At 48.9% G+C, this 20550-nt stretch carries 26 protein-coding genes; 13 read left to right on the top strand and 13 right to left on the bottom strand.

Annotated elements, in window-relative coordinates; all coding sequences use genetic code 11:
• Nucleotides 1–221: 221 nt before the first annotated feature.
• From glnQ to rhtA, 5 genes are all read right to left on the bottom strand, one after another.
• On the bottom strand, nt 222–944 hold the full coding sequence (gene glnQ, locus D9741_RS16475) for a glutamine ABC transporter ATP-binding protein GlnQ (protein WP_032302757.1): 723 nt from the start codon (nt 942–944) through the stop codon (nt 222–224).
• Entirely contained in the window at nt 941–1600 is a 660-nt protein-coding gene (gene glnP / locus D9741_RS16470; protein ID WP_061090926.1) for a glutamine ABC transporter permease GlnP, read from the bottom strand. The genes glnQ and glnP overlap by 4 nt, the downstream gene beginning before the upstream one ends.
• 107 nt (nt 1601–1707) lie before the next feature.
• Entirely contained in the window at nt 1708–2454 is a 747-nt protein-coding gene (gene glnH, locus D9741_RS16465; protein ID WP_130205139.1) for a glutamine ABC transporter substrate-binding protein GlnH, read from the bottom strand.
• A 403-nt stretch (nt 2455–2857) separates the two neighbouring features.
• Nucleotides 2858–3361 carry a DNA starvation/stationary phase protection protein Dps gene (gene dps / locus D9741_RS16455; RefSeq protein ID WP_064530112.1) on the bottom strand — a complete coding sequence of 168 codons (504 nt, stop codon included), beginning with the start codon at nt 3359–3361 and terminating at the stop codon, nt 2858–2860.
• A gap of 298 nt (nt 3362–3659) precedes the next feature.
• A complete protein-coding gene (gene rhtA, locus D9741_RS16450; RefSeq protein WP_130205141.1) occupies nt 3660–4547 on the bottom strand; it encodes a threonine/homoserine exporter RhtA in 888 nt (295 codons plus the stop codon).
• 233 nt (nt 4548–4780) lie between these two features.
• On the opposite strand from rhtA, the gene D9741_RS16445 reads away from it, so the two are divergent.
• Both D9741_RS16445 and ompX read left to right on the top strand, forming a co-directional pair.
• On the top strand, nt 4781–4846 hold the full coding sequence (locus tag D9741_RS16445; protein WP_120795379.1) for a protein YliM: 66 nt from the start codon (nt 4781–4783) through the stop codon (nt 4844–4846).
• A gap of 52 nt (nt 4847–4898) precedes the next feature.
• Nucleotides 4899–5414: an outer membrane protein OmpX gene (gene ompX / locus D9741_RS16440; protein ID WP_105289445.1), complete on the top strand. Its 516-nt coding sequence runs from the start codon at nt 4899–4901 to the stop codon at nt 5412–5414.
• A gap of 48 nt (nt 5415–5462) precedes the next feature.
• On the opposite strand, the gene opgE is transcribed toward ompX, so the two are convergent.
• The 5 genes from opgE to D9741_RS16415 all read right to left on the bottom strand — a co-directional run bounded on the left by opgE (nt 5463) and on the right by D9741_RS16415 (nt 9819).
• Nucleotides 5463–7046: a phosphoethanolamine transferase gene (gene opgE / locus D9741_RS16435; RefSeq protein WP_130214861.1), complete on the bottom strand. Its 1584-nt coding sequence runs from the start codon at nt 7044–7046 to the stop codon at nt 5463–5465.
• A 270-nt stretch (nt 7047–7316) separates the two neighbouring features.
• Nucleotides 7317–7445, bottom strand: coding sequence for a manganase accumulation protein MntS (mntS, locus tag D9741_RS16430; RefSeq protein ID WP_001001761.1), 129 nt, complete (start codon nt 7443–7445; stop codon nt 7317–7319).
• 167 nt (nt 7446–7612) lie between these two features.
• On the bottom strand, nt 7613–8653 hold the full coding sequence (locus tag D9741_RS16425; RefSeq protein ID WP_130214859.1) for a tyrosine-type recombinase/integrase: 1041 nt from the start codon (nt 8651–8653) through the stop codon (nt 7613–7615).
• Between the two features lie 3 nt (nt 8654–8656).
• The gene (locus D9741_RS16420; protein WP_130214857.1) at nt 8657–9226 is read right to left on the bottom strand and encodes a PH domain-containing protein; all 570 of its coding nucleotides are present in this window, start codon (nt 9224–9226) and stop codon (nt 8657–8659) included.
• A gap of 14 nt (nt 9227–9240) precedes the next feature.
• Nucleotides 9241–9819 (bottom strand): phage repressor protein CI, encoded by a 579-nt coding sequence (locus tag D9741_RS16415; protein WP_130214855.1) that lies wholly within the window; start codon nt 9817–9819, stop codon nt 9241–9243.
• 119 nt (nt 9820–9938) lie between these two features.
• Between D9741_RS16415 and D9741_RS16410 the strand changes: the two genes are divergently transcribed.
• The 8 genes from D9741_RS16410 (at nt 9939) to D9741_RS16380 (ending at nt 14637) form a co-directional block, all read left to right on the top strand.
• The gene (locus D9741_RS16410) at nt 9939–10160 is read left to right on the top strand and encodes a regulator (protein ID WP_130214853.1); all 222 of its coding nucleotides are present in this window, start codon (nt 9939–9941) and stop codon (nt 10158–10160) included.
• Nucleotides 10161–10190: 30 nt separating this feature from the next.
• On the top strand, nt 10191–10694 hold the full coding sequence (locus tag D9741_RS16405) for a phage regulatory CII family protein (protein WP_130214851.1): 504 nt from the start codon (nt 10191–10193) through the stop codon (nt 10692–10694).
• Nucleotides 10695–10703: 9 nt separating this feature from the next.
• Complete coding sequence (locus D9741_RS23380) at nt 10704–10877, top strand: phage filamentation protein Fil family protein (RefSeq protein ID WP_165383455.1); 174 nt, start codon at nt 10704–10706, stop codon at nt 10875–10877.
• 229 nt (nt 10878–11106) lie between these two features.
• Complete coding sequence (locus tag D9741_RS16400; protein WP_130214849.1) at nt 11107–11523, top strand: hypothetical protein; 417 nt, start codon at nt 11107–11109, stop codon at nt 11521–11523.
• 11 nt (nt 11524–11534) lie between these two features.
• Entirely contained in the window at nt 11535–11936 is a 402-nt protein-coding gene (locus tag D9741_RS16395) for a hypothetical protein (protein WP_130214847.1), read from the top strand.
• Nucleotides 11937–12003: 67 nt separating this feature from the next.
• Nucleotides 12004–12237, top strand: coding sequence for a DUF2732 family protein (locus D9741_RS16390; protein WP_130214845.1), 234 nt, complete (start codon nt 12004–12006; stop codon nt 12235–12237).
• A 46-nt stretch (nt 12238–12283) separates the two neighbouring features.
• Nucleotides 12284–14305: a replication endonuclease gene (locus tag D9741_RS16385; protein WP_130214843.1), complete on the top strand. Its 2022-nt coding sequence runs from the start codon at nt 12284–12286 to the stop codon at nt 14303–14305.
• A 125-nt stretch (nt 14306–14430) separates the two neighbouring features.
• Nucleotides 14431–14637: a hypothetical protein gene (locus tag D9741_RS16380; RefSeq protein WP_130214841.1), complete on the top strand. Its 207-nt coding sequence runs from the start codon at nt 14431–14433 to the stop codon at nt 14635–14637.
• Here D9741_RS16380 and D9741_RS16375 read toward each other — a convergent pair.
• Genes D9741_RS16375 through D9741_RS16365 form a run of 3 tightly spaced genes read right to left on the bottom strand, consistent with a single transcriptional unit; the run spans nt 14611 to nt 17764 of the window.
• Nucleotides 14611–14934, bottom strand: a complete 324-nt coding sequence (locus D9741_RS16375; protein WP_130214839.1) for an ogr/Delta-like zinc finger family protein — start codon at nt 14932–14934, stop codon at nt 14611–14613. The genes D9741_RS16380 and D9741_RS16375 overlap by 27 nt on opposite strands.
• A complete protein-coding gene (locus D9741_RS16370; RefSeq protein ID WP_130214837.1) occupies nt 14931–15992 on the bottom strand; it encodes a phage portal protein in 1062 nt (353 codons plus the stop codon). The genes D9741_RS16375 and D9741_RS16370 overlap by 4 nt, the downstream gene beginning before the upstream one ends.
• Complete coding sequence (locus tag D9741_RS16365; protein WP_130214835.1) at nt 15989–17764, bottom strand: terminase family protein; 1776 nt, start codon at nt 17762–17764, stop codon at nt 15989–15991. The genes D9741_RS16370 and D9741_RS16365 overlap by 4 nt, the downstream gene beginning before the upstream one ends.
• 161 nt (nt 17765–17925) lie before the next feature.
• On the opposite strand from D9741_RS16365, the gene D9741_RS16360 reads away from it, so the two are divergent.
• The 3 genes from D9741_RS16360 (at nt 17926) to gpM (ending at nt 20519) form a co-directional block, all read left to right on the top strand.
• Nucleotides 17926–18729 carry a GPO family capsid scaffolding protein gene (locus tag D9741_RS16360; protein ID WP_130214833.1) on the top strand — a complete coding sequence of 268 codons (804 nt, stop codon included), beginning with the start codon at nt 17926–17928 and terminating at the stop codon, nt 18727–18729.
• A gap of 62 nt (nt 18730–18791) precedes the next feature.
• Nucleotides 18792–19814 carry a phage major capsid protein, P2 family gene (locus D9741_RS16355; RefSeq protein WP_040080377.1) on the top strand — a complete coding sequence of 341 codons (1023 nt, stop codon included), beginning with the start codon at nt 18792–18794 and terminating at the stop codon, nt 19812–19814.
• A gap of 3 nt (nt 19815–19817) precedes the next feature.
• Entirely contained in the window at nt 19818–20519 is a 702-nt protein-coding gene (gpM, locus tag D9741_RS16350; RefSeq protein WP_130214831.1) for a phage terminase small subunit, read from the top strand.
• The last annotated feature ends 31 nt before the right edge of the window (nt 20520–20550 follow it).

The raw sequence follows: 20550 nt of genomic DNA, 5'->3' as shown, positions 1-20550 counted from the left end.
AGATGCTGGGGGAGGGGCGATTTTAAATGAGAGGAATCTGGTGTGCCTCCCTTTCGGGTGAAAGGGAGGAAGGGATATTAAGCAGGTTGCTGACAACGTGCGGGCTTTTTTGCCGGATGCGGCGTGAACGCCTTATCCGTCCTACACGTTCATGCAATTTTAATAAGTTGCCATATATCCTGTAGGCCTGATAAGCGTAGCGCATCAGGCAATGTGTCTTATTAAGAGACGTGCTGTAAAAATTCCTGCAAGCGCTGGCTCGGCGGATTCTTGATCAACGCCTGCGGATCGCCATCTTCCGCAATCCGGCCTTTGTCGATAAAGATCAGGCGCGAAGCTACTTTCTCGGCAAAACCGATTTCGTGGGTCACGATCACCATCGTCATCCCTTCTTCAGCCAGATCCTGCATAACCTTCAGCACTTCATGGCGCAGTTCCGGGTCAAGAGCGGAAGTCGGTTCATCAAACAGCATCATTTTCGGTTTCACCGCCAGCGCGCGGGCAATCGCTACACGCTGCTGCTGACCACCAGAAAGTTCGGAAGGGTAGTGATGGGCGCGTTCCGCCAGACCGACTTTCGCCAGCAGTTCACGTGCCAGTTTTTCCGCCTCTTCTTTGTTCGCGCCACGCACGCGTAGCGGACCAAACATGACGTTTTCCAGCGCCGTCAGATGCGGGAAAAGGTAAAACTGCTGGAACACCATACCCGCTTCCTGGCGAATCAGGCGCTCGTCAACTTTCGGATCGTTAACCTTCAGACCATCGACAATCAGATCGCCGGAGGTGATTTCTTCCAGTTTGTTGATGCAGCGCAGCAGGGTCGATTTACCGGAACCGGACGGCCCGATAATCACCACGACTTCGCCCTGGGCAATATTCAAATCGATATTGTGCAGCACCTGGGTTGGGCCAAAGTGCTTGGAGACGTTTTTAAATTCAATCACAGGATTTTCATCCTTCTTTCCAGACGACGCAGAATAAAGCTCAGCACCAGGGTAATAATCAGATAGAACACCGCCACGGCGCTCCAGATCTCAAGGGCGCGGAAGTTACCGGCAATAATTTCTTGCCCCTGACGGGTCAGTTCCGCCACGCCGATAACAATAAACAGCGAGGTATCTTTAATGCTGATGATCCACTGGTTACCCAGCGGCGGCAGCATGCGGCGCAGTGCCAGCGGTAAAATGACGTAGCGAATGGTTTCCCAACGTGAAAGGCCGAGCGCCAGTCCTGCTTCACGAAAACCTTTGTGAATTGACAGCACCGCACCACGCGTGATTTCCGCAATGTACGCGCCGGAGTTGATCATGATGGTGACCACCGCCGCAGTAAACGGGTCGATGCGTAAGTCGTTAAACGCCATCGGCAGGGCGAAGTAGATAAACATCACCTGGACGACGATAGGTGTGCCGCGGATCACTTCAATAAAGACCAGCGCGACGTGGTTGGCTATCCAACCACCGAAGGTGCGTGCAAAACCTGCCGCCAGTCCGATAACCAGGCCGCCAGCCAGACCGAGGACCGAAATCCACAGGGTCATTTTGGCGCCTTCAATCAGAAGCGGAATGGCAGGCCAGATGGCACTCCAGTCAAACTGCATATGTTGTTCCTGTTACCGTGGTGTAAATACCCGAGCCAGAAGGCTGGCGGGGCGAAACGCTGGCCCGGTATGCAAAAGGCCACCGGGCCATAAATTAAAGGCAATCATTATTTCGGTTCAGTACCGAACCATTTTTTGTAGATTTCGTTGTATGTGCCGTTCTCGCGCAGGGTTTTCAACGCGCCGTTGATTTTGTCACGCAGCTCGTCGCTACCTTTCGGGAACGCAATACCGTATTGCTGTGCTTCCAGAGAGTCGCCTACCGCTTTGAACTGACCGTTACCGGCGGTTTTGATGAAGTACAGAATGTTTGGTGTGTCGTGCAGGACGGCGTCTGCGCGGTTAGTCCCCAGTTCCATATAGGCGTTATCGATGTTCGGGAACTGACGCAGATCTTTAGTTTTGATGTTTGCTTTTGCGTAATCAACGGAGCCAGTGCCGCTCTTCACAGCAACCACTTTACCGTCGAGATCTTTCACGCTTTTCACATCGTTATTGTTGGCTTTCACCATCACTAACAGGCCGCTTTTGTAGTAGCCGTCAGAGAAATCGATCGCTTTTTTACGCTCGTCGGTAATGGTAATGCCCGCCAGCGCCAGATCGATGTTTTTGGTTTGCAGTGCTGGGATGATGCCACTGAAATCCATTGGTTTCAGTTCGTAATCCAGCTTCAGTTCTTTGGCGATAGCAGCCCACAGATCCACATCAAAACCAACGTATTTGTCGCCCTGTTTAAATTCAAACGGAACGAAGGCGGTATCCGTCGCCACAACCAGTTTTTTATCCGCGGCATGAGAAGAAACCGCAAAAGCCAGGGTCAGTGCAGCCAGTGAAACTTTTAATACAGACTTCATAGCATTTCCTTTTTTCTATCCACGGGACGATCCCCTGCGTGACATTTACGTATATGAAAAAATCGTGCCAGTTTTACAACTCTTTGATTTTTATAGGAGCAGTAAAAACGGGTTGCACAATTTATGGGGCAACATCTCCGGTCTGCACCATATTGGGGCGCCAAAGTGGTGCGCAAAAATAGTGCACTCAACACATAGGTTATTTAGCGTAAATTCTGATGAAAAAACAATCTTTATGTAACGATTGTGTGATGTTGTTGATACAAGTATTTTACTTTAACAGGCGGAGAAGGCGATGAGTTGCACTAAAAAAGTGCGTAAAGGCGGGCAGCAATACAAAACGGCCTCCTGTCAGGAAGCCGCTTTTATCGCTTACTTAAGTTTTGCACCATCTGCGATGGATTTATTCGATATTAGATTCGATAAACCACAAGAATTTATCCAGGTCGCGGGAAGCGGCGGTCAGGATATCTGCGGTGTCGTCATCTTTCGCTTCGCCAATCGCTTTGCGCACGTCGTTGGCAACAATCGCGTAACGGTCAGCCAGCTCTTTCAGGTGATCCTGAACGCTGTGGATGTCCAGCGGGTAGCTTTTCAGCGGAGTTTTGCTGTTAATAACTTGAGTGGTACCAAGGGCAACGCCACCCAGCTGCACTGCGCGCTCTGCCATAGTATCCAGGTGATCGGTCAGTGCGGTACGGAAACCATCCAGCATCTCATGTACGGCAATGAAGTTAGCGCCGCGCATGTTCCAGTGCGCTTGTTTGGTAATCAAAGAGAGATCAATAAACTGGATAACCTGGCGATTCAGCAACTCAACTGTCGCTTTCTTCTCGCTGTCAGAGACATCGTTGCGGGTATAAAGCAGATTGGTCGCTTTTGCTTTGACTAATTTAGCGGTACTCATAATTTCATATCCTCTTGATGTTGTGTCCCAGTAATTAACGAGACTAAGTATAGCACCGCCCTGGTGTTCTGCTATTCTGGCTGTCCCTATCACACTAATAGCGGTAACAAGCGTGAAAAATAAAAACTATATAAATTCACATAGTTATGTATATTGCTGGAGACGATTCTTATTTTCTTTTTTACGCGAACTATTCACAGATAATAGGTTTTGGGATAACAAGATATATAAAAAAGGAAGGGATGAGGATTCGTGTCATATTCTGCATGGTTATGCATAACCATGCAGAAAGGTAGGTTTAATTAATATCTAATTCTTTAATTTTAGTCTCTTTGCGCGCTGTCAGCGTTGAGCCCATTGAGGCGGCAATAATCGCGCCGAGGGCCAGCAGTTGTATTGGCGCCAATGTCTCACCGAGGAAAATCATTCCGGAAACGGCAGCCAGTGCTGGTTCCATACTCATTAGCGTACCAAATGTCCGGGTCGGCAGACGGGTGAGGGCAATCATCTCAAGCGAATAGGGCAGAGCGGTAGAGAGGATAGCGACAGCCAGACCCAATGGAACAACTGACCAGTGCCAGAGCGCCTCTCCAGCCTGGAATGCGCCAATCGGCACGAAAATAAGCGCCGCAATCAGCGAACCGATAGCCACCGTTGCCGGGCCGTGTTCCGCACCGGCGCGTTGCCCACTTAATATGTAGATAGCCCAACAAGCACCGGCACCGAGCGCCAGCGCACAGCCGGTTAGGTCGACATGCGAAACATCCTGCCCCAGCGGCAGCAGGAACCACAGGCCGAGTACCACCAGCACAACCCAAACAAAGTCTACGGGGCGACGAGAAGAGAACAGCGCCACTGCCAGTGGCCCGGTGAACTCCAGCGCCACCGCAATCCCAAGCGGTACGGTCTGAATAGCAAGATAAAAAAGATAGTTCATTCCACCCAGTGAGATGCCGTAAAACAACAGCGGCAAGCGCTGTTCTTTGGCAAACCGCAGTCGCCACGGTTTAAAGAATGCGATAAGAATCAGTGTTCCCAGCGCCAGACGCAGTGCAGTCACGCCCGGCGCGCCAACCAATGGAAAAAGCGACTTTGCTAATGAGGCCCCGCCCTGAATAGACGCCATGGCAACGAGCAATAATAATATCGGTAACCAGACCGGCATTTTACGTAATGTCCCTGGCATCCGTTCCCCCATAAATTTGTATAGTCAGGTAAAGCGAGGAGTGTACTGGATATAACTAAAACTGGTTGAGCATTTGTTGAAAAAATTTTCCCCGTTTTGACTAAAATGCGCCAGGATTGATTGATTCATCAGCTTGGTGATTAGGAATAATCTGGATGAACGGCAGTGAAAATATGCGTAATACTTACGCAGCTCACTGAAAAAATGATTTAAATTTAGATGGATAGCGGCATGTGGAAACGTTCTGTTACATGAAATGGCCCGTTAGACATCACAAATCGCGAAGAGTTTCCCATTAATTTTTGATATATTTAAAGCTTAGGACTTATTTGAATCACATTTGAGGTGGTTATGAAAAAAATTGCATGTCTTTCAGCACTGGCCGCAGTTCTGGCTTTCACCGCAGGTACTTCCGTAGCTGCGACTTCTACCGTAACTGGCGGTTACGCTCAGAGCGACGCTCAGGGCAAAATGAACAAAATGGGCGGTTTCAACCTGAAATACCGCTATGAAGAAGACAACAGCCCGCTGGGTGTGATCGGTTCTTTCACTTACACTGAAAAAAGTCGTACTAACAGTGCAGGCGATTACAACAAAACCCAGTACTACGGCATCACCGCTGGTCCGGCATACCGCATCAACGACTGGGCGAGCATCTACGGTGTTGTAGGTGTGGGCTACGGTAAATTCCAGGACACCAACTACCCGACCTATAAACACGACACCAGCGACTACGGTTTCTCTTACGGCGCAGGTCTGCAGTTCAACCCAATCGAAAACGTTGCGCTGGACTTCTCTTACGAGCAGAGCCGTATTCGTAGCGTTGACGTAGGCACCTGGATTGCCGGTGTTGGTTACCGCTTCTAATCACTTCGGTGATATAAAAAATCCGCCCCCCGGGGCGGATTTTTGTTTTTAAGGTTTCGGGTCGAAAATATCGGTTCCGAGATGGTTGTAATCCACCTTCTGTAACTGGAAGTTGGTGATGTATATCGGCCCGGCTTTCTTCTCGGAAATAAACGGGTAGTTGATGTTGATTTCCTGCGCTTTAATTCCCGTCCACTGTGAGAAAAAACCTAAGAAATCATTGGCTGAACGGCGGGCTTTAATCACCCGATGCGCTTTATCGTCGCTGGAAATGACCATAAAAGGCACCTGAAAATTCTGCTGATATTTATCATCGTGGGCCAGGTATTGCACTTCTTTTCCGCGTTCTTTAAAGGCTAAACCGTGGTCTGAAAAATAAACCATGGAGAAACTGCTGCCGCTGTTGCGTAACTGGTCGTACAGTTTGCGCAGTAAATCGTCCGTCTGCGTCATGGTGTAGAGATAGCACGATGTTTCTTTCGATTGTACAAAGGTTTCGTATTTGCCTTGTGTCCGGTCACAGGCCTGAGGATGTGAACCCATCAGATGCAAAACAATCAGTTGCGGCTGCGAGTGTTCTTCCGCCAACACCTGCGCGGTCATTGTCAGTAGTTCTTCGTCTTTAGCGTTCTTATCTGCTTCAAAATTACCGTTTTTCAGGAAGTGCACTTCATCTGCACGTTTAGCGATGCTGGCGATAGCCGTATCGTATTCGCCTATTTGCCCCTGATTAGAAAACCACCAGGTCTGGAATCCTGCTCGGTTGGCCAGGGTCACAAAGTTATCCTGAAACTGTGGCTTGCCATCGACTACGCGGTTAAGCGTTAATCCGAGAGATTTCTGTGTGGAGCCACTGGCAGCAATATAATCAGAAAAAATCAGGCCGTTAACGCTGCTGGCAAACGGGGTATTGTTCCAGTGACCACCAAAGGCACCGAGGGCATCGCGACGTGCGCTTTCGCCAATGACCACCACATAAGTGTGATATTTTGGTTTAACCGCAGTGACTGTCCAGGTATCTTTCATCCCGGAAAGTTTCGCCATCCGTTCTTGCTCTTCAATCACCTCGTTATTATTGACGATGACATCCTTAGCAAAACGAAATACCGGATAACCGGTGTCTTTCAGTTTAAATACGCCGCCCCAGGCGAGATTTTGAACCGGAGCGACAAAAAATGTCGCCACACTGAATACCAGACACAGGGTGTCGAATTTATTCCAGCGTGCTTTTTCATCCTCTTTTTTCCGCCTGATCGCAATCACGCCGAGCGCAAAAATAAATAAGCCGACCAGATAGCTATACCACGGGAAGATCGTAAGAATTTCGGTCGACTCTTCCATATTGGTGGAATGCAGCGCCAGCAATGTATTGAAGTTAGGCGCACCGTACGCCTGAGCAAAAGGAAAATAACAGGCCGCCACCAGCGAACAGACACCTATTAAGGTTTTTTGCACACGCGGCAACATCCGCCATAACAAAAGCAAAACGGCAGTAAAAGCGGCGGTATAGAGAAAACTAAAGGGATAACCTAAACCAAGGTTAATCAATAGCGACTGTAAAAAGTAGAACGCAGTCCACGGGCTAAAAACCCGGCTACGGGAAACAAGCGATTCTTTAAGGGTTAAGTTCATATGCCACTATCGTAACAAACGCCATGTGCTTACCCTGGCGTCAAGGGTCAATACCTGCAAGAGTGCGTGAAGAGGGGGAAGGGTCCGCATCTGCGAGCCGCAATATACGCAGGGCTGCAAGAAGATAGAGCGAGCTGCCGTTCAGGTCAACTACTGAGGAACAAATCTTTTGCGAAGAGAATAGCAAATCCGATAAAAAGTGGGGTTTTTCAATCCAGAACAATCTATGCCTGCAATAAAGCAGGAGTAAAGCGGCGTACCGCGACGCCGCTATTTATCGGAAGGTTTATCTTGCTGCGGTTTGTTGTTGACCATATCGCACAACATCGAGAGCAGCATTAACCGTACTTTAAAGGGAGAGTGACTAAACACGCGCATACACCTCTTGAACTCATTCATAAGACCTCCTGACTTGCTAATCCCGTCGATCCATGAGGGATGATTGCATTACATACAGATATAGCACAGGCTATATTATAAAGCATCAACTATCTACGAAAAACAATAACTTACAGTGTTATCAATAAGTTACGTTAGTTAATGTCTGTGAGTATTCGGCAGTATTTCTAAGCTGCAGCGACATTTTTGCGACATTTTAAGGGGTTAAGTCGCATAGCATCTTCAAGGTGGCTTGGGGCGAAATGGGCATAACGCATTGTCATAGTGATGTCAGCGTGGCCGAGAATTTTTTGCAGAACCAGAATGTTCCCGCCATTCATCATAAAGTGGCTGGCAAATGTATGGCGTAATACGTGGGTTAGCTGACCAGAAGGCAATTCAATACCTGCACGTTCCAGGGCGGAACGAAAAGCGTTATAGCAGGGCTTCGGAAACAGAGCGCCTTTTGTTTCCGAAATTTCAGCCAGAAGTTCATCATCTAAGGGAATGGTACGGTTCCTTTTCCCTTTTGTTTTTATGAAGGTGACTTTTCCGCCAGCAATCTGGGAGCTTTTGAGTGTCGCCGCTTCATTCCACCTTGCGCCGGTCGCCAGGCAAATTTTTACTACTAACTCTAAGTAACTTACTTTACTGCGTTTGCATTCCAGCAAAAGCCGATCAATTTCTTCAGCAGTGAGGAAAGCCATTTCGGTTTCATCAGTGCGATACTGTCTGACGTTTTCCAGTGGGTTAGGGGCTGACCATTCTCCAATCCGTTTAAGCTCATTGAACATAGCCAGAAAGTAAGCATGTTCAAGGTTCATTGTTTTCGGGGAAACCTTGGATACTCTGTTAGTGCGGGCATAATGCCCATCAAGCCTTTTTGCGCGGTATGCTGTAAACAGTTGAGCATTAAACTCTGTGGCCAGCGGGAATCCCATACACTCTGCCGCCCATGTCATTGCGTCTTTACGCTTTTGACCGTTGCGCAAAGCTACGCCGTGGCGTTCGTACCACATGTTGATTAGGTCGCTTAGAGTACGGAGGTCTTTACCCTCGCCAAGCCAGGGGGAGTTCTCCACTTGCTGAAGCGTATAGTTCTCGTAGGCCAGGGCTTCACCTTTTGTAGCGAATTTTTTACGAATACGCTTACCGGCTTTACCATTGCTTCGATCCACCGTGTAGAAATCGGCAATCCACTGGCCATTTGTTAATTTTCTTACAGACATAGCTTAGCTGTTTAAAATGCGTTGTTTTTGCTGCTGAAATTCTTCTTCAGTAAGAATGCCTTCTGCTTTCATTTCAGCCAAACGTTCAATTTTATCCATGACATCATCAAATGAAGATTTTTCGTTGGAGCTTGTAGGAGCGGTGATAACTTGTGGCTTGTCCAGACTATTCCTTGTCTCATTAACAAGGTTGGTAAAAGGAATTACGGAGGATTTTATAACGTTTTTTATGGTGTAATTCTGTCCACTTGTTGAAATCATTATCTCACCAAATATCAGTCCAGTCTTTCCGCCAACGCTTACAATGTTACGAAGGCTAATATCGACCTGCTTAACACCAAATATCATCCCTTTATCGAGGAAGATAACGCGTTGGTTAGTTAAAGTTATTAACCAGGTGTTGCCATCCATCATACCGCTTACTATGCCAAGCGGTTCCTCGCCGGTGTTTAAAACTTCGGGAAGATGAAAAAATTCTTTTTTTGTACCAAATGGCGTATCTGAAACAGCGGCGGACAATCGTTTCATTTCTACTTTTAATTGGTCTTTAGATGCAGTCTTGTAATCTATCATTATAATTTTCCTTATTATTTTATAGTTAAGATAATACGACCTAAAATTTTTATATCTTCGATAGCGCAATCAAATGCCATCCCAACGCCACTCACTCGAACTTTGCCTACGGGGATGCGCGTAAGGGTTCTCACACTTGTTTTTCCTTCAATTTCAACTAACCAATCATCGTCGTAAACTTCGGGAAAGTGTTGATCAACAATGTACTGCATTGCGTTGTCAATCACACAGATTGGATTCTGTGGTAAAGGCTTACCAGGTAAAAAAGTAACCTTATCGAGCATTAGCAAACCGGAATCATAGAGTTTTCCGTCCACAATCTTCTTACGCGGCAGTTTCATGATGTCTAATTCGTCATCGTTAAACTTTCTTCCTTGCCCAGTCGCAAGCCATTCCAGAGTTGCTCCCGTTTCAGCCATGCATCTAACAACGATATCTGCTGGAAAAAAATCCCTCTTGTAGCGATTAGCCAGGCTGCTACTTGCTATATCAAGATGTTCGGCCAGGGCTAATTTTGTGTTGAAACCATACGCCTGGATGACTCTGTCCAAGACTTCTGATCCGCCATGAGAAAATTCAATTTGTAGTTTCACGAAAATTTTTCCTTGAAATCTTTCTCAAAGCGAGTTTAAACTCTGCTTTGTAGGTTTAAGTGAATATTGACAGTTACAGCCCTGTATTACCGTACAGGTTGACTAATGGAGTTTGCCTTATGCGTCCGAGCATTACAATCATCATACCGGAACCTTACCTGCCTTTAGACGAATATTGCCGTCGTACTGGTACAAACAAAGAAACTGCCAGAAATCTGATCGAATACGGGAAATTGCCCATTAAACCTAAGGGTAAGCAGAAGAAAGGCCTGGTTGAGGTCAACATGGCCGCGCTAACCATTCAGGCTTTAAGTGAATGTGATATTTCACTTAACGCGTAATTCATCCTACGGATTAGCGAGAGGCAAACAATGTTTGATTACCAGATCTCTAAACATGCGCGATTTGATGCGGCTTGCCGAGCATTTGCAATTGAGCACAATCTTGAAGATGTGGCTGTTGCCGTTGGTATAAGGCCGCAGATCCTGCGCAACAAACTAAATCCAGCGCAACCGCACCGTTTAACATGCGATGAGCTTATATCCATTACGGATTACACCGAAGATGCACGTTTACTGGATGGGATGTTAAGCCAAATTAACTGCCTGCCATCCGTGCCTGTGAATAATGCCACTGAAGGCAACATGCAACTGTGTGCTCTAAGCGCCACTGCGTGCGTGGGGGCGATTGCTGGGGAAGCCGTATCAACTTGCCATATGACTGCCGCTCGTCGTACTCAAATTCTGGATCGCGCCCGCGATGCAATTCGTAGCTTATCCGTGCTGGCTTATACCGTGGAAAGTCGTTTTCACTCTACGCCCGTCCTGGCCGCTGCGGTAGCGCTGGTCACAATCAATGCCACCGGCCTGATATGAGGGAGCACTATGAAAGCGTTTGCCACCTACCTGAAAAATGAATCACCAGCAATGCAGTTGCCAAGTGGATCAACGGGTTGGATAGAACTGCCCAACGGGCAGCGTTGGAACCCCGGTCACATGTACAAATTCAATGGCCAGCAACAGCGCCGCCCGTGGTGGTGGCGTTTGATGGGGTTATAAATCTAAAGGGGAATAATATGCGCAAGCCTAAAAAAACCAGCGGCACGATAGTGTATTTCACCATAAAGCGCCATCTAGAAAGTAGCCGCCAGGGAGATGAACGCGGGCGCGTGTGGTTTCACAATCACTCTTGTTTGGACGTTCCGTTTTGTCGCGCGCCACGTCTTGTCCGTCGTCTGTCTTTCAACTTTGATCGTTAACTATCACAGCACGGTGGGAAGAGGGCGCTATGGCGATTAGTCAGGAACAGCAAAAGCGTGGACTTGAGCAATTAAAACAGATCCGCCGTAAATATTTCAGCGAAAGCAGTAAGGCCGCTGAATGGTGGGACGACTTAACACCAGAATGGCGCGGTGTGGTTCTTCATGCTGCTGCGATTACTTCAGGTTCCAGAGTATTTAAAGCTCATTTATGCAAATGCTGCTGGCGGGAGATTTATGAACGCCTGGGCTATCGGTACATGATTCAACTGCGTCAGGGGATATCACGGGCGCGATTAACATTTGACGGTTTTGGCAGTTTACGTGACAGCGATTTTTCGAAACGTACCGCGAATCGGCCAATAAAAAAAGCACATCCAATTTGTAGTAATAGTGGGGTGCAGATGGTGATCGCGCCTCATATCGTCCATAAGTTCCAGCAATAGAGGAATCACTAATGACCATTATTTCCGTTGAGGGTAAATCGTTGCGGGAAGAACTCGCTGTATGGGGCGTCCCTCATATCTATGTTGTATCGTTTGCAGCGAAAAACACCAGTGAAAATGGTCGCATCGCTTTGCATCCTTTCTTTTTCAATGACGCCGAACACATGATGAATCTGCGCCACTGGTTAGCTATTAATGCCGCTTTCTGGTGCTGCGTGTACCGCGAAGCACAGAGCAAAGATGCGCAGATCGAAGCGCTGGCAGGGATTCGCGCGATTTTCTATACAGCCGGGGCGCTGGGTGTTGGCGAGATAAAATCAATAATCCAGGAGTGGTGGCAGACAACCTATGAGCTGCATCTGATTCCGGCACCGAACTATTCAGCCGCCACAGTACTAACCCATTTTCACTAATTAACTGTCTGAATTTTTGGTCACAGTTCAAGTGGCCGGGGATTCTTTTGCCTTAAGGGAACCCAAAATGTATATGACACATCAGGATTTACCCGCAACAAAGCTTGGTACTGATCTACTGGACATGCTTGCTAAAGCCACGCAGGAAGGTAAAGCCGCAGTTGCTGACCTGTGTTCCATCCGCCTGGATAAGCTGGCCACTCATGCAGCAAATGAAGGTTTAAGCGCAGCGGAAATCGTTGAGTTGATCCGAGAAGAGGCCGAGGCTATTTGCAGCAAAGGCGGTGCGGCATGGCAATAAAAACACCACTAAAATGTCCTTCGCCATCGCTTCTTGAGGCCAGCATATGATGTTGGCTATAAAGGAACACTTCTATGCTGTCGATACGTGGCGGCGTGAAACTTTCGCATCTTGCATACCGGCAGACGCGACAATCACAGAACGCCGTTTGTGGGCTGTAAATCCGCAGGATCATGAATGGAGAGCCCGGTACCTGCATGAGATACCCGACTGGTTAGCCGGGTATTTTGGCCGTCGTTACGAAAAGCTGTTTGCTGGTCGTGACGGGCGTTGTCGTGCCAATACATTCCTGCGCCAGACTATCGGCGGGAGTGTATTGCCACGTCTGCGCAAAGTGGCTGCGCGTTACTCGCTGGCCGCTGACGCTGCTGATCTTACTTTTGGTAAGTCGCTGGAGCGCTTGCCGTCACTAGACCGTCCTGATCTTAAAAAACTGGCTGGCCAGGTATCTGGTTGGATTTCCCAGTCACTTTATGACTTCACCGAACAGTTTGACTCCGGCACTGACGACGCCAGAGAGCTGCATCGCCGCACCTTGGAATCATACCGCCATCTTTGCGCGGGTTGCCTGATGCTGAATAACCAGCCGCCGTACTGGGCTGAACATGAGGCCAATGAAGGTCAACTGGAAATGCGTAAGGCGGAATCCGGGATACTGCGCATGATGGCGCCGGAATGGTGGTACCTACGTCTTAAACGTGCGCGTGATATGCAGCGCGAACATATGGCCATCGCGGTGGGACAGGTACAAAAAGCGGCCAGCGCTTATGTATCCCGCAAAACACTGGACGAATGGATAGACCAGAAAAAGCGGAATCTGGAGTTCTTTAAAAAGTTTGATCTGCTGAATGATGAGGGGCTGCGCATTGCACTGGACAGCATGGTGCACCGCAGCATTGCAAATCCGGCGATCCGTCGATGTGAACTAATGGTAAGAATGCGAGGGTTTGAAGATATGGCCAATGAAGAAGGGCTGGCCGGTGAGTTTTACACCATCACCGCGCCATCACGTTTCCACGCAGTGCACAGCAAAGGTGGCTTTGTATCGCAATGGGATGGATGTACACCGCAGGATACCCAGCGCTATTTATGCGGCGTATGGGCAAAAGCACGCGCAGCGATCTCGCGTGCGGGTATTCATGTATTTGGGTTTCGGGTTGTTGAGCCTCACCATGACGGGACACCGCACTGGCATATGTTGCTTTTTATGCGTCCGCATGACGTGGACACGGTACGCGATATTCTTTGCTATCACGCCAGAATTACCGATTCTGAAGAACTGCAATCTGAAAAGGCGCTGAAGGCGCGTTTTCATGTTGAAGTTATCGATCCCGCCAAAGGTTCGGCCACGGGCTACATCGCGAAATACATTTCAAAAAATATTGATGGTTTTGCGCTGGATGGTGAGCAGGACGAAGAAACCGGCGAAAACCTGCGTGATATGGCTAAGTCCGTTTCTGCATGGGCTTCACGCTGGCGTATTCGTCAGTTTCAGCAGATTGGTGGTGCGCCGGTAAGTGTCTGGCGTGAGCTGCGTCGGTTGCGGGATCAGGTGCTGACCGATCGCAGAATGGATGCGGTTCTGGCCGCTGCTGATGTCGGGGACTGGGCTGCATATACCCAGGCGCAGGGCGGTGCACTGGTTGCCCGCCGTGATCTGGTTGTTCGTCTGGCCTATGAAATTACGGAACAGGGCAACGAGTACGCAGAGGACGTGCAGCGCGTACAGGGGGTTTATTCTCCTTTGGTTCCTGATTCGGAAGTTTGCACCCGTCTGGTTAAGTGGCAAAAGGTTGCGAAGTTGGCCGAAGCGCCAGCGGAGGCGGGGTTTTCTGGCGGCAACGCCGCCCCTTGGAGTTCTGTCAATAACTGTACGGAGGGGGGAATCCTCAGACGGTTAAAACTGGAATTATGCAGTCGGGGTTTTAACGGTTCTAATGAAGAAATAGCCATTCTCCTGCGGGGTAGTGGTTTGATGTTTGGCCAAGGGGGACTGGTTTACCGTAATGGGTGGCTTAAAGAGATTCAAAACGAGCCATTAAACGAGTTATGGCCGGGGTGGGTCTAGCAGGGTAAATATGTGAAATGCATGCATTTCTCAGTAGATGGAAGGAAATTAAATTTCACTATTCGTGCTTTACGGTGTACGGTATACTGGATACTTATCCAGTCACTATTGCTTGTGGGGGCTAAATGGATCTTTTGGAGGCGTCGGCACAGCTGGAACGCATTGAATTATTAGCTAAAATTGCCCATGATTACGAAAGTAACCAGAGAGAAAAAACAATCGCTTTGGCCTGGATTGGAGAACTTGCGGAAGAGGTTCACAAAATGGTTAAAAAGGAAGGGAAAAGCCCTCATTCTGGGGGCTTTTTAGGCAGCGGGAGTCACTTTCAGTAAATCGAATGCCACCTGGCGCTGAGCGGGAGAAAGTGCACTCAGTATTTTTTGCACCACCGCATCACCCGTTTTAGCGCTGGGGCTAAGAGTGTGGGAAAATGTCAGATTCATAACAAATGTGTGGCCACATTCAACATCTGAGCAGGCGCAGTAAATATCCGCAATTTGTCGGTGCTTCCTGTTCGTTTTACGAATAACAGCCTTTGAGCCGCATTCCGGGCATTCGATTTTCAGAACTCGCATATTCCATGCTCCCGCTGTTAAATGAAGCATGGATTTTAGCCAGTTTCGCATCATGCCGCACCTTTATCTATTGATTCTATGTAACTTAAATCAAAGTTTAGGTGCAACCTTTCCGGTATTTCGGGATCGTTGTTAACGGCCAGCATGAAACGGCGCTGGATGGGGGCAATTTCGCTTTTCTTATAAATGCGTTCAGCCTTTTCAACATCCCCCAGTCCGGCAGTGTTCTGCGGGACAATACCGGCGAGGCCGGCAGGGAAACGGTGCGCGTTCAGAATGTCCTGTGCGCTGATGTTCTTGATGTTGGCAAATTCATCCTTAGCAGAAATATCACCCATTTCAATGAACTTGATGGCGTCGCCGTCTCCGCCGGGAATGTTTACAAGGATGGTGGAGAAGTTCCCGATCCCTTTGCTGTCACGCAGCTGCTGTTCAATTTCTTCCTCCATTTCGTCCGTCATGCTGGGATCGCGGGTATAAAGAATTCCGCCTGTGTGCGCACCGTTGTGGTAGTAGCGGCGTCGGAAAATGACCGCTTCACTGTTAAGTAACGCGGAATGCACACCGCCGATGTAGTCCGGAAGTCCGTAGATATGCTGTTGTGGGTCATAAATTTTGATAAAGATAATATCTTCTTCTGGCCATATCTGCGGTTCCCCTTCCTGTAACACTACGTAGTCACCGGGCTTATCCAGGGCGTTATCTCTGACTTTGCGGCGGCGAATATACAGACCGGGTAAGGGTTCAAGTGCGATAACGTCTCCCCAGCCGTTACGAATTTTGGCAATCGCAATATCCCCAAAGGTTATATAGTCATACGCTGCCGCTTCCAGCTGGTCGTGAATAAGTCCGCCCCCCTGGTAATCTGAAACAATCATGTTTTTGCGGGCGTGAATGATGCCGCCGTGCTGACCGTTCAGATTAATCAGTTGCGCGAGTGCCAGCCGGTCAATCGGCTGGGTGAAGTGATCGGCGGCATTGTCGTACCAGATATCACGGTAATCTGTGCCGGTAGTCAGAACCGGTTCAGGTTTGCCGAATGTGATAATGCTCATCTTTTTTGATTTGTCGCCGCGCTGGTCGCGCTTAACAAAGCGTTTCTTTTTACTCATGCAGCCTCTTTCCTTACACCCCAGCGGGATTTAGGTTTGTTTTCATAGTTAAGGGGTTCGTTATGCAGACCGTGGGTAATCGCCCAGAACGCCTCCGCGTGGCCAGTATCCTGGCTGCGGTCAGCGACAAACGTCATGGCGTTGCCGCTTTGTGTGGTGGTTCGGCGCACAGACATAAAGCTGGCAGCGATCTCTTTCAGGTTTTTATCCCACTCAATACGCTGGCTTTCCACCACGTCTACCGCTTTCAGTACCAGTTGATTTTTGGTGTTCAGGTCGTAACGAATAGGGACGGCCACGCGCATGGCAAAATGCTGAATGTTGTCAAAAACACCCTGGCCAATGCCGGTAACGTCCACACCCAGATAAGTGAAGTTGTATTTTTTAAACAATTGCTCGATCTGTTTTGCTTGGTACCGGAAGTTCATGCCTTTCCAGTAAATCACCTTCAGAACGCGGAATTTCTCCACGGCGAGTATCGGCGGCGCGATGATGACAAAACAGGACAAATCACCGCTGCGAGCCGGGTCAAAGCCACCCCATACCGACCTGTCACCAAATGGCCGCGCTGCATCAGGGTTGTGATCCTGCCAGGTGTCGATTTCAACACCGCAGGCTTCCAGATCGGAAAAGCTGAAAACGGAATCTTTGCTGTCAACGAACACGCACATATAGAGCATGTTAAAAGTGGCGTCGTTGTAGCGATTGCGAAGTTTCTCGATGTTCGCCAGGTTGAAACCGCCTGCAATGGCATCTTCCATCGTAATGGCGTAGCGCCATTGCCCATCCGGGCAGAGTCGCCCGCCGTCACGCATTTCGTTAAAGGACGGAAACTTAATGGCCGCACGTTTTTTACTGCCCTGTTTCCACTCATCGCCCGTCCAGAACGGGTAAGCCTGGTGCGTTTTTGCCGATGGCGTTGAAAAATAGGTGGTGCGCCACTTGTCATGTGTGGCCATTGCGCTGGCCACTTCGTTAAGTTTTGCAAAGTTTGGCACCCAGAAATATTCGTCACAGTACAGGTGGCCACTGTAGGACTGGGCGGTGTTTTTGTTGGTGGAGAGAAAACGTAGTTCTGCGCCGTTGCTTAAGCGGATCGGGTTGCCGGTTAGCGTAATACCGAAATACTGCTCTGCAATATTCACGATGTAAGACCGGAACACTTCAGCCTGTGCCTTTGACGCTGACAGAAAGATTTGCGGATCGCCGGTCATCACCGCGTTTTCAAACGCTTCAAACGCAAAATACCAGGTCGCACCGATCTGGCGGCTTTTCAGGATGTTCCTGACAAGCTGGCCAATGTTATTGCGCAGGTGTTTCTGATATTCAAAAAGATGTTCTTCAGCCCATGCGTCAAAGTCCTCCTGCGTCAGCGACGTAATATCGTTTTTCTTGTATTTCCGTTTGCTGCGTGGTTCGTCGTCATTGTTGTCCCGCGCAGCTGCTTGCCCGGAACTCTGACCGCTGGCCATTTTCTCTTTGTGTTTATTACTCTGCGCACGCAGTTTCGTGGCATGAGCAATGAGCATGTCCATTTCTTTCAGGTCGAGATCGGTTTTGTTATCGCGGCTGGCCAGCAGCTGGTAACGGCGTTCAATTGCTTCCTCTGTGCTTTCAAAACTGAGCAAATCCGCCCAGCTGTATTTCTCCGCCCAGTAGTAAACGATCCGCGCATTCGGCAGATTTAATTCAGATGCGATTTCCTTTGGCGTATAGCGGCGCAGATAAAGTGCACGAACAACGCCTTTTAATTCTTCAGAGTATTTAGCCATGCGGATAATTATGCCGTGGCTGTGATGAAAAAACGGTGGTGTTAATTCGTGTCTGTTCGGTAAAGCGTTATAACCGAACTGTTCAGAATAAAGCGTAATGCGGTGGTGGTTTTATTTGGCAATAATTGATTTGCAGCGTCAGGGAGTGGAACAGGGGGGATATGTCACATTTAAAAACTGACTGGCTGTGTGTTGCTACTGAAGGGGATACCGTTGATGGCAGGGTAATTCAACGGCAGTGGATCATTGATATGGGGGAAACCTATGACTATAGCCACTATGTCGCTTTAATCTGGCCAGAACATGAGGATGATTGCGGGAATTTTGGTGAAGTGCTGGAAGCTACCTGGAATGATGGTGAAGATGGACTGGCAAGGTTATATGTCAGCCTTTGCCCGAATATGCGTCTGATTTTCGCAAATCATGAAGATCAGCTTTTGTTCTTCTCCATTGAGCCGGAAGAAAACTGGCGCGGTAGCGGGCGTACTTACCTGAAAGGGCTGGCGGTAACAGATACACCTGCCAGCGTTGGCACCACACGGCTGCGCTTTAGTCGTCGGCGCAATAAATTAACAAAGCAGGGATATTACAGCTGTGTAATTTCCCGCGACGGAAAAATTAAACAGGAAGCAAGAATGAAGAACTGGCAGAAACTGTTTGGTATTAAGCCAAAGTTTGAAGATGAAACGCCGCAGGATAATCTTGCTCCGGATGAAGATAAATTACAGGCGCTTGCCAATGTGGTGAACGATCTGGAAGCGCGAGTGGCGAAAATTGAAACTCAACTGAATGACGTTCAGGGTGATGTTGACACAATTGCTGAAGTGGTGGATACGCAGGAATTTGCGGCAATTCGCGATAATGCAAAAGAAATCGTAACCCGCTTTAACGAACTGGGTAATAAAAACACCCGTACACCGGGGCGTACTATAAAAGATCAAGCCGGGAAATTTAATTTCCTGTAATTCGCTTTATTGCTAATTAGCCCAGAATATATTTTTAAATCGCTTAATTGCGAGGGAGTTTTATGCACCTTAATAATCGTGCGCGGGATTTACTGGATAAATATTCGGCGGGGATGGCGCAGCAGTTTGGTGCGCGTGATACCAGTCGATATTTTTCCCTGAATGACCCACAGGAAAATGCGCTGCGTCTTGCGTTGCTGGAGTCCGTCGAGTTCCTGAACATGATCACCTGTCTGGATGTTGACCAGCTGAGTGGCCAGGTGATCTCTGTCGGTTCCTCTGTGCTGCATACCGGCCGCAGCGAAAATGGCCGTTTCATTCGTCAGGTAGGCGTTGACGGTAATGACTATTCCCTGGTTGAAACAGACAGCTGTGCCGCGTTGCGCTGGGATCTGCTTTCTGTCTGGGCAAACGCCGGTAAGGACGAAAACGAGTTTTACAACCTGGTACAGGCATTCACCACGCAGGCTTTTGCGCTGGATATGTTGCGCATTGGTTTTAACGGTAAAAGTCGCGCGAAAACCACTGATCCGGAAACTAACCCGAACGGCGAGGATGTGAACGTTGGCTGGCATGAGCGTATGAAAACGCTGCTGGGCGGCAATCAGATTATGACGGATGCCGTGGTGCTTGATGAGGCCGGGGATTACAAATCACTGGATGCAATGGCGTCCGATCTGATTAACGCCAAAATCCCGGCACAGTTCCGCAATGACCCGCGTCTGGTTGTTCTGGTTGGTGCCGATCTGGTCGCAGCTGAACAATACCGACTGTATCAGGCAGCAGACCGTCCGACTGAAAAAATCGCGGCGCAGATGCTGGGAAGCACCATTGCTGGCCGTCCGGCTATTATCCCGCCGTTTATGCCGGGTAAACGCATGGTGGTTACGCCGCTTTCTAACCTGCACATCTACACCCAGCGCAATACCCGTATGCGTAAGGCGGAGTTTGTTGAAGATCGTAAGCAGTTCGAAAACAAATACCTGCGCAATGAAGGTTACGCGGTGGAAGTGCCGGAGCTGTATGCGGCTATTGATGAATCCGCTGTGACAATCGGCAAAGTCTCCGAACCGGTGGAGGGTTGATAAATGGCACTTTCCCCTGCGCAGCGTCACAGCCAGCGTATTGCGATGGAACAAAAGCTGAAACGTCGGCAGGCACTGGAAACCACGGAAAGTATGCACCTACTAGTCAGGGCGCTGGAAACGGATGTGGAACATGTTCGAAGTCTGCCGACCATCGCTGATCGCGTCAAGTACAAACGCGATGTGCTGTTGCCACGCTGGGGTTCCACTGTGGAAGCCTATCTGGAGAGTGGTCAGGTGTACGCCAATCCGGTTTTTGCCTGGTGTGTTATCTGGCTGTTTGACGTGGGCGATCTGGATCAGGCGCTGGACTGGGCTGACATTGCTATCAGCCAGCAGCAGGCAACCCCGGATCGGTTACGCAGCAATTTTCCCACTTTTGTGGCGGATACGATGTTGGCATGGGCGCAGGAAACCACAGGGCGCGGGGAAAGTGTGGAGCCTTATTTCACCCGCACGTTTGAGCGAGTGGAAAACACCTGGCGACTACATGAGCAAGTGACGGCCAAATGGTTCAAGTTTGCCGGTCAGGAGTTGCTACGCAATGACGATGGCCAGAAAACGGCGGCGGGCGTGGATGATATTGAAACGCTGGAAAAGGCCGATCATCTGCTGGCTATTGCAGAAAAACACTACTCAAAAATTGGCGTCAGAACGGCACGGCAGACAATCGCTGCCCGTATCCGAAAACTGACTCAAGGGTAAAGACTACCGCAAGCCAGGCGGACGCGGTGGA

The sequence above is a fragment of the Escherichia sp. E14V7 genome, assembly GCF_004212225.1.
Classification (GTDB): Bacteria; Pseudomonadota; Gammaproteobacteria; order Enterobacterales; family Enterobacteriaceae; genus Escherichia.
The sequence above is the reverse complement of the archived record's forward strand: the minus strand, read 5'-3'. Positions and strand labels throughout refer to the sequence as shown.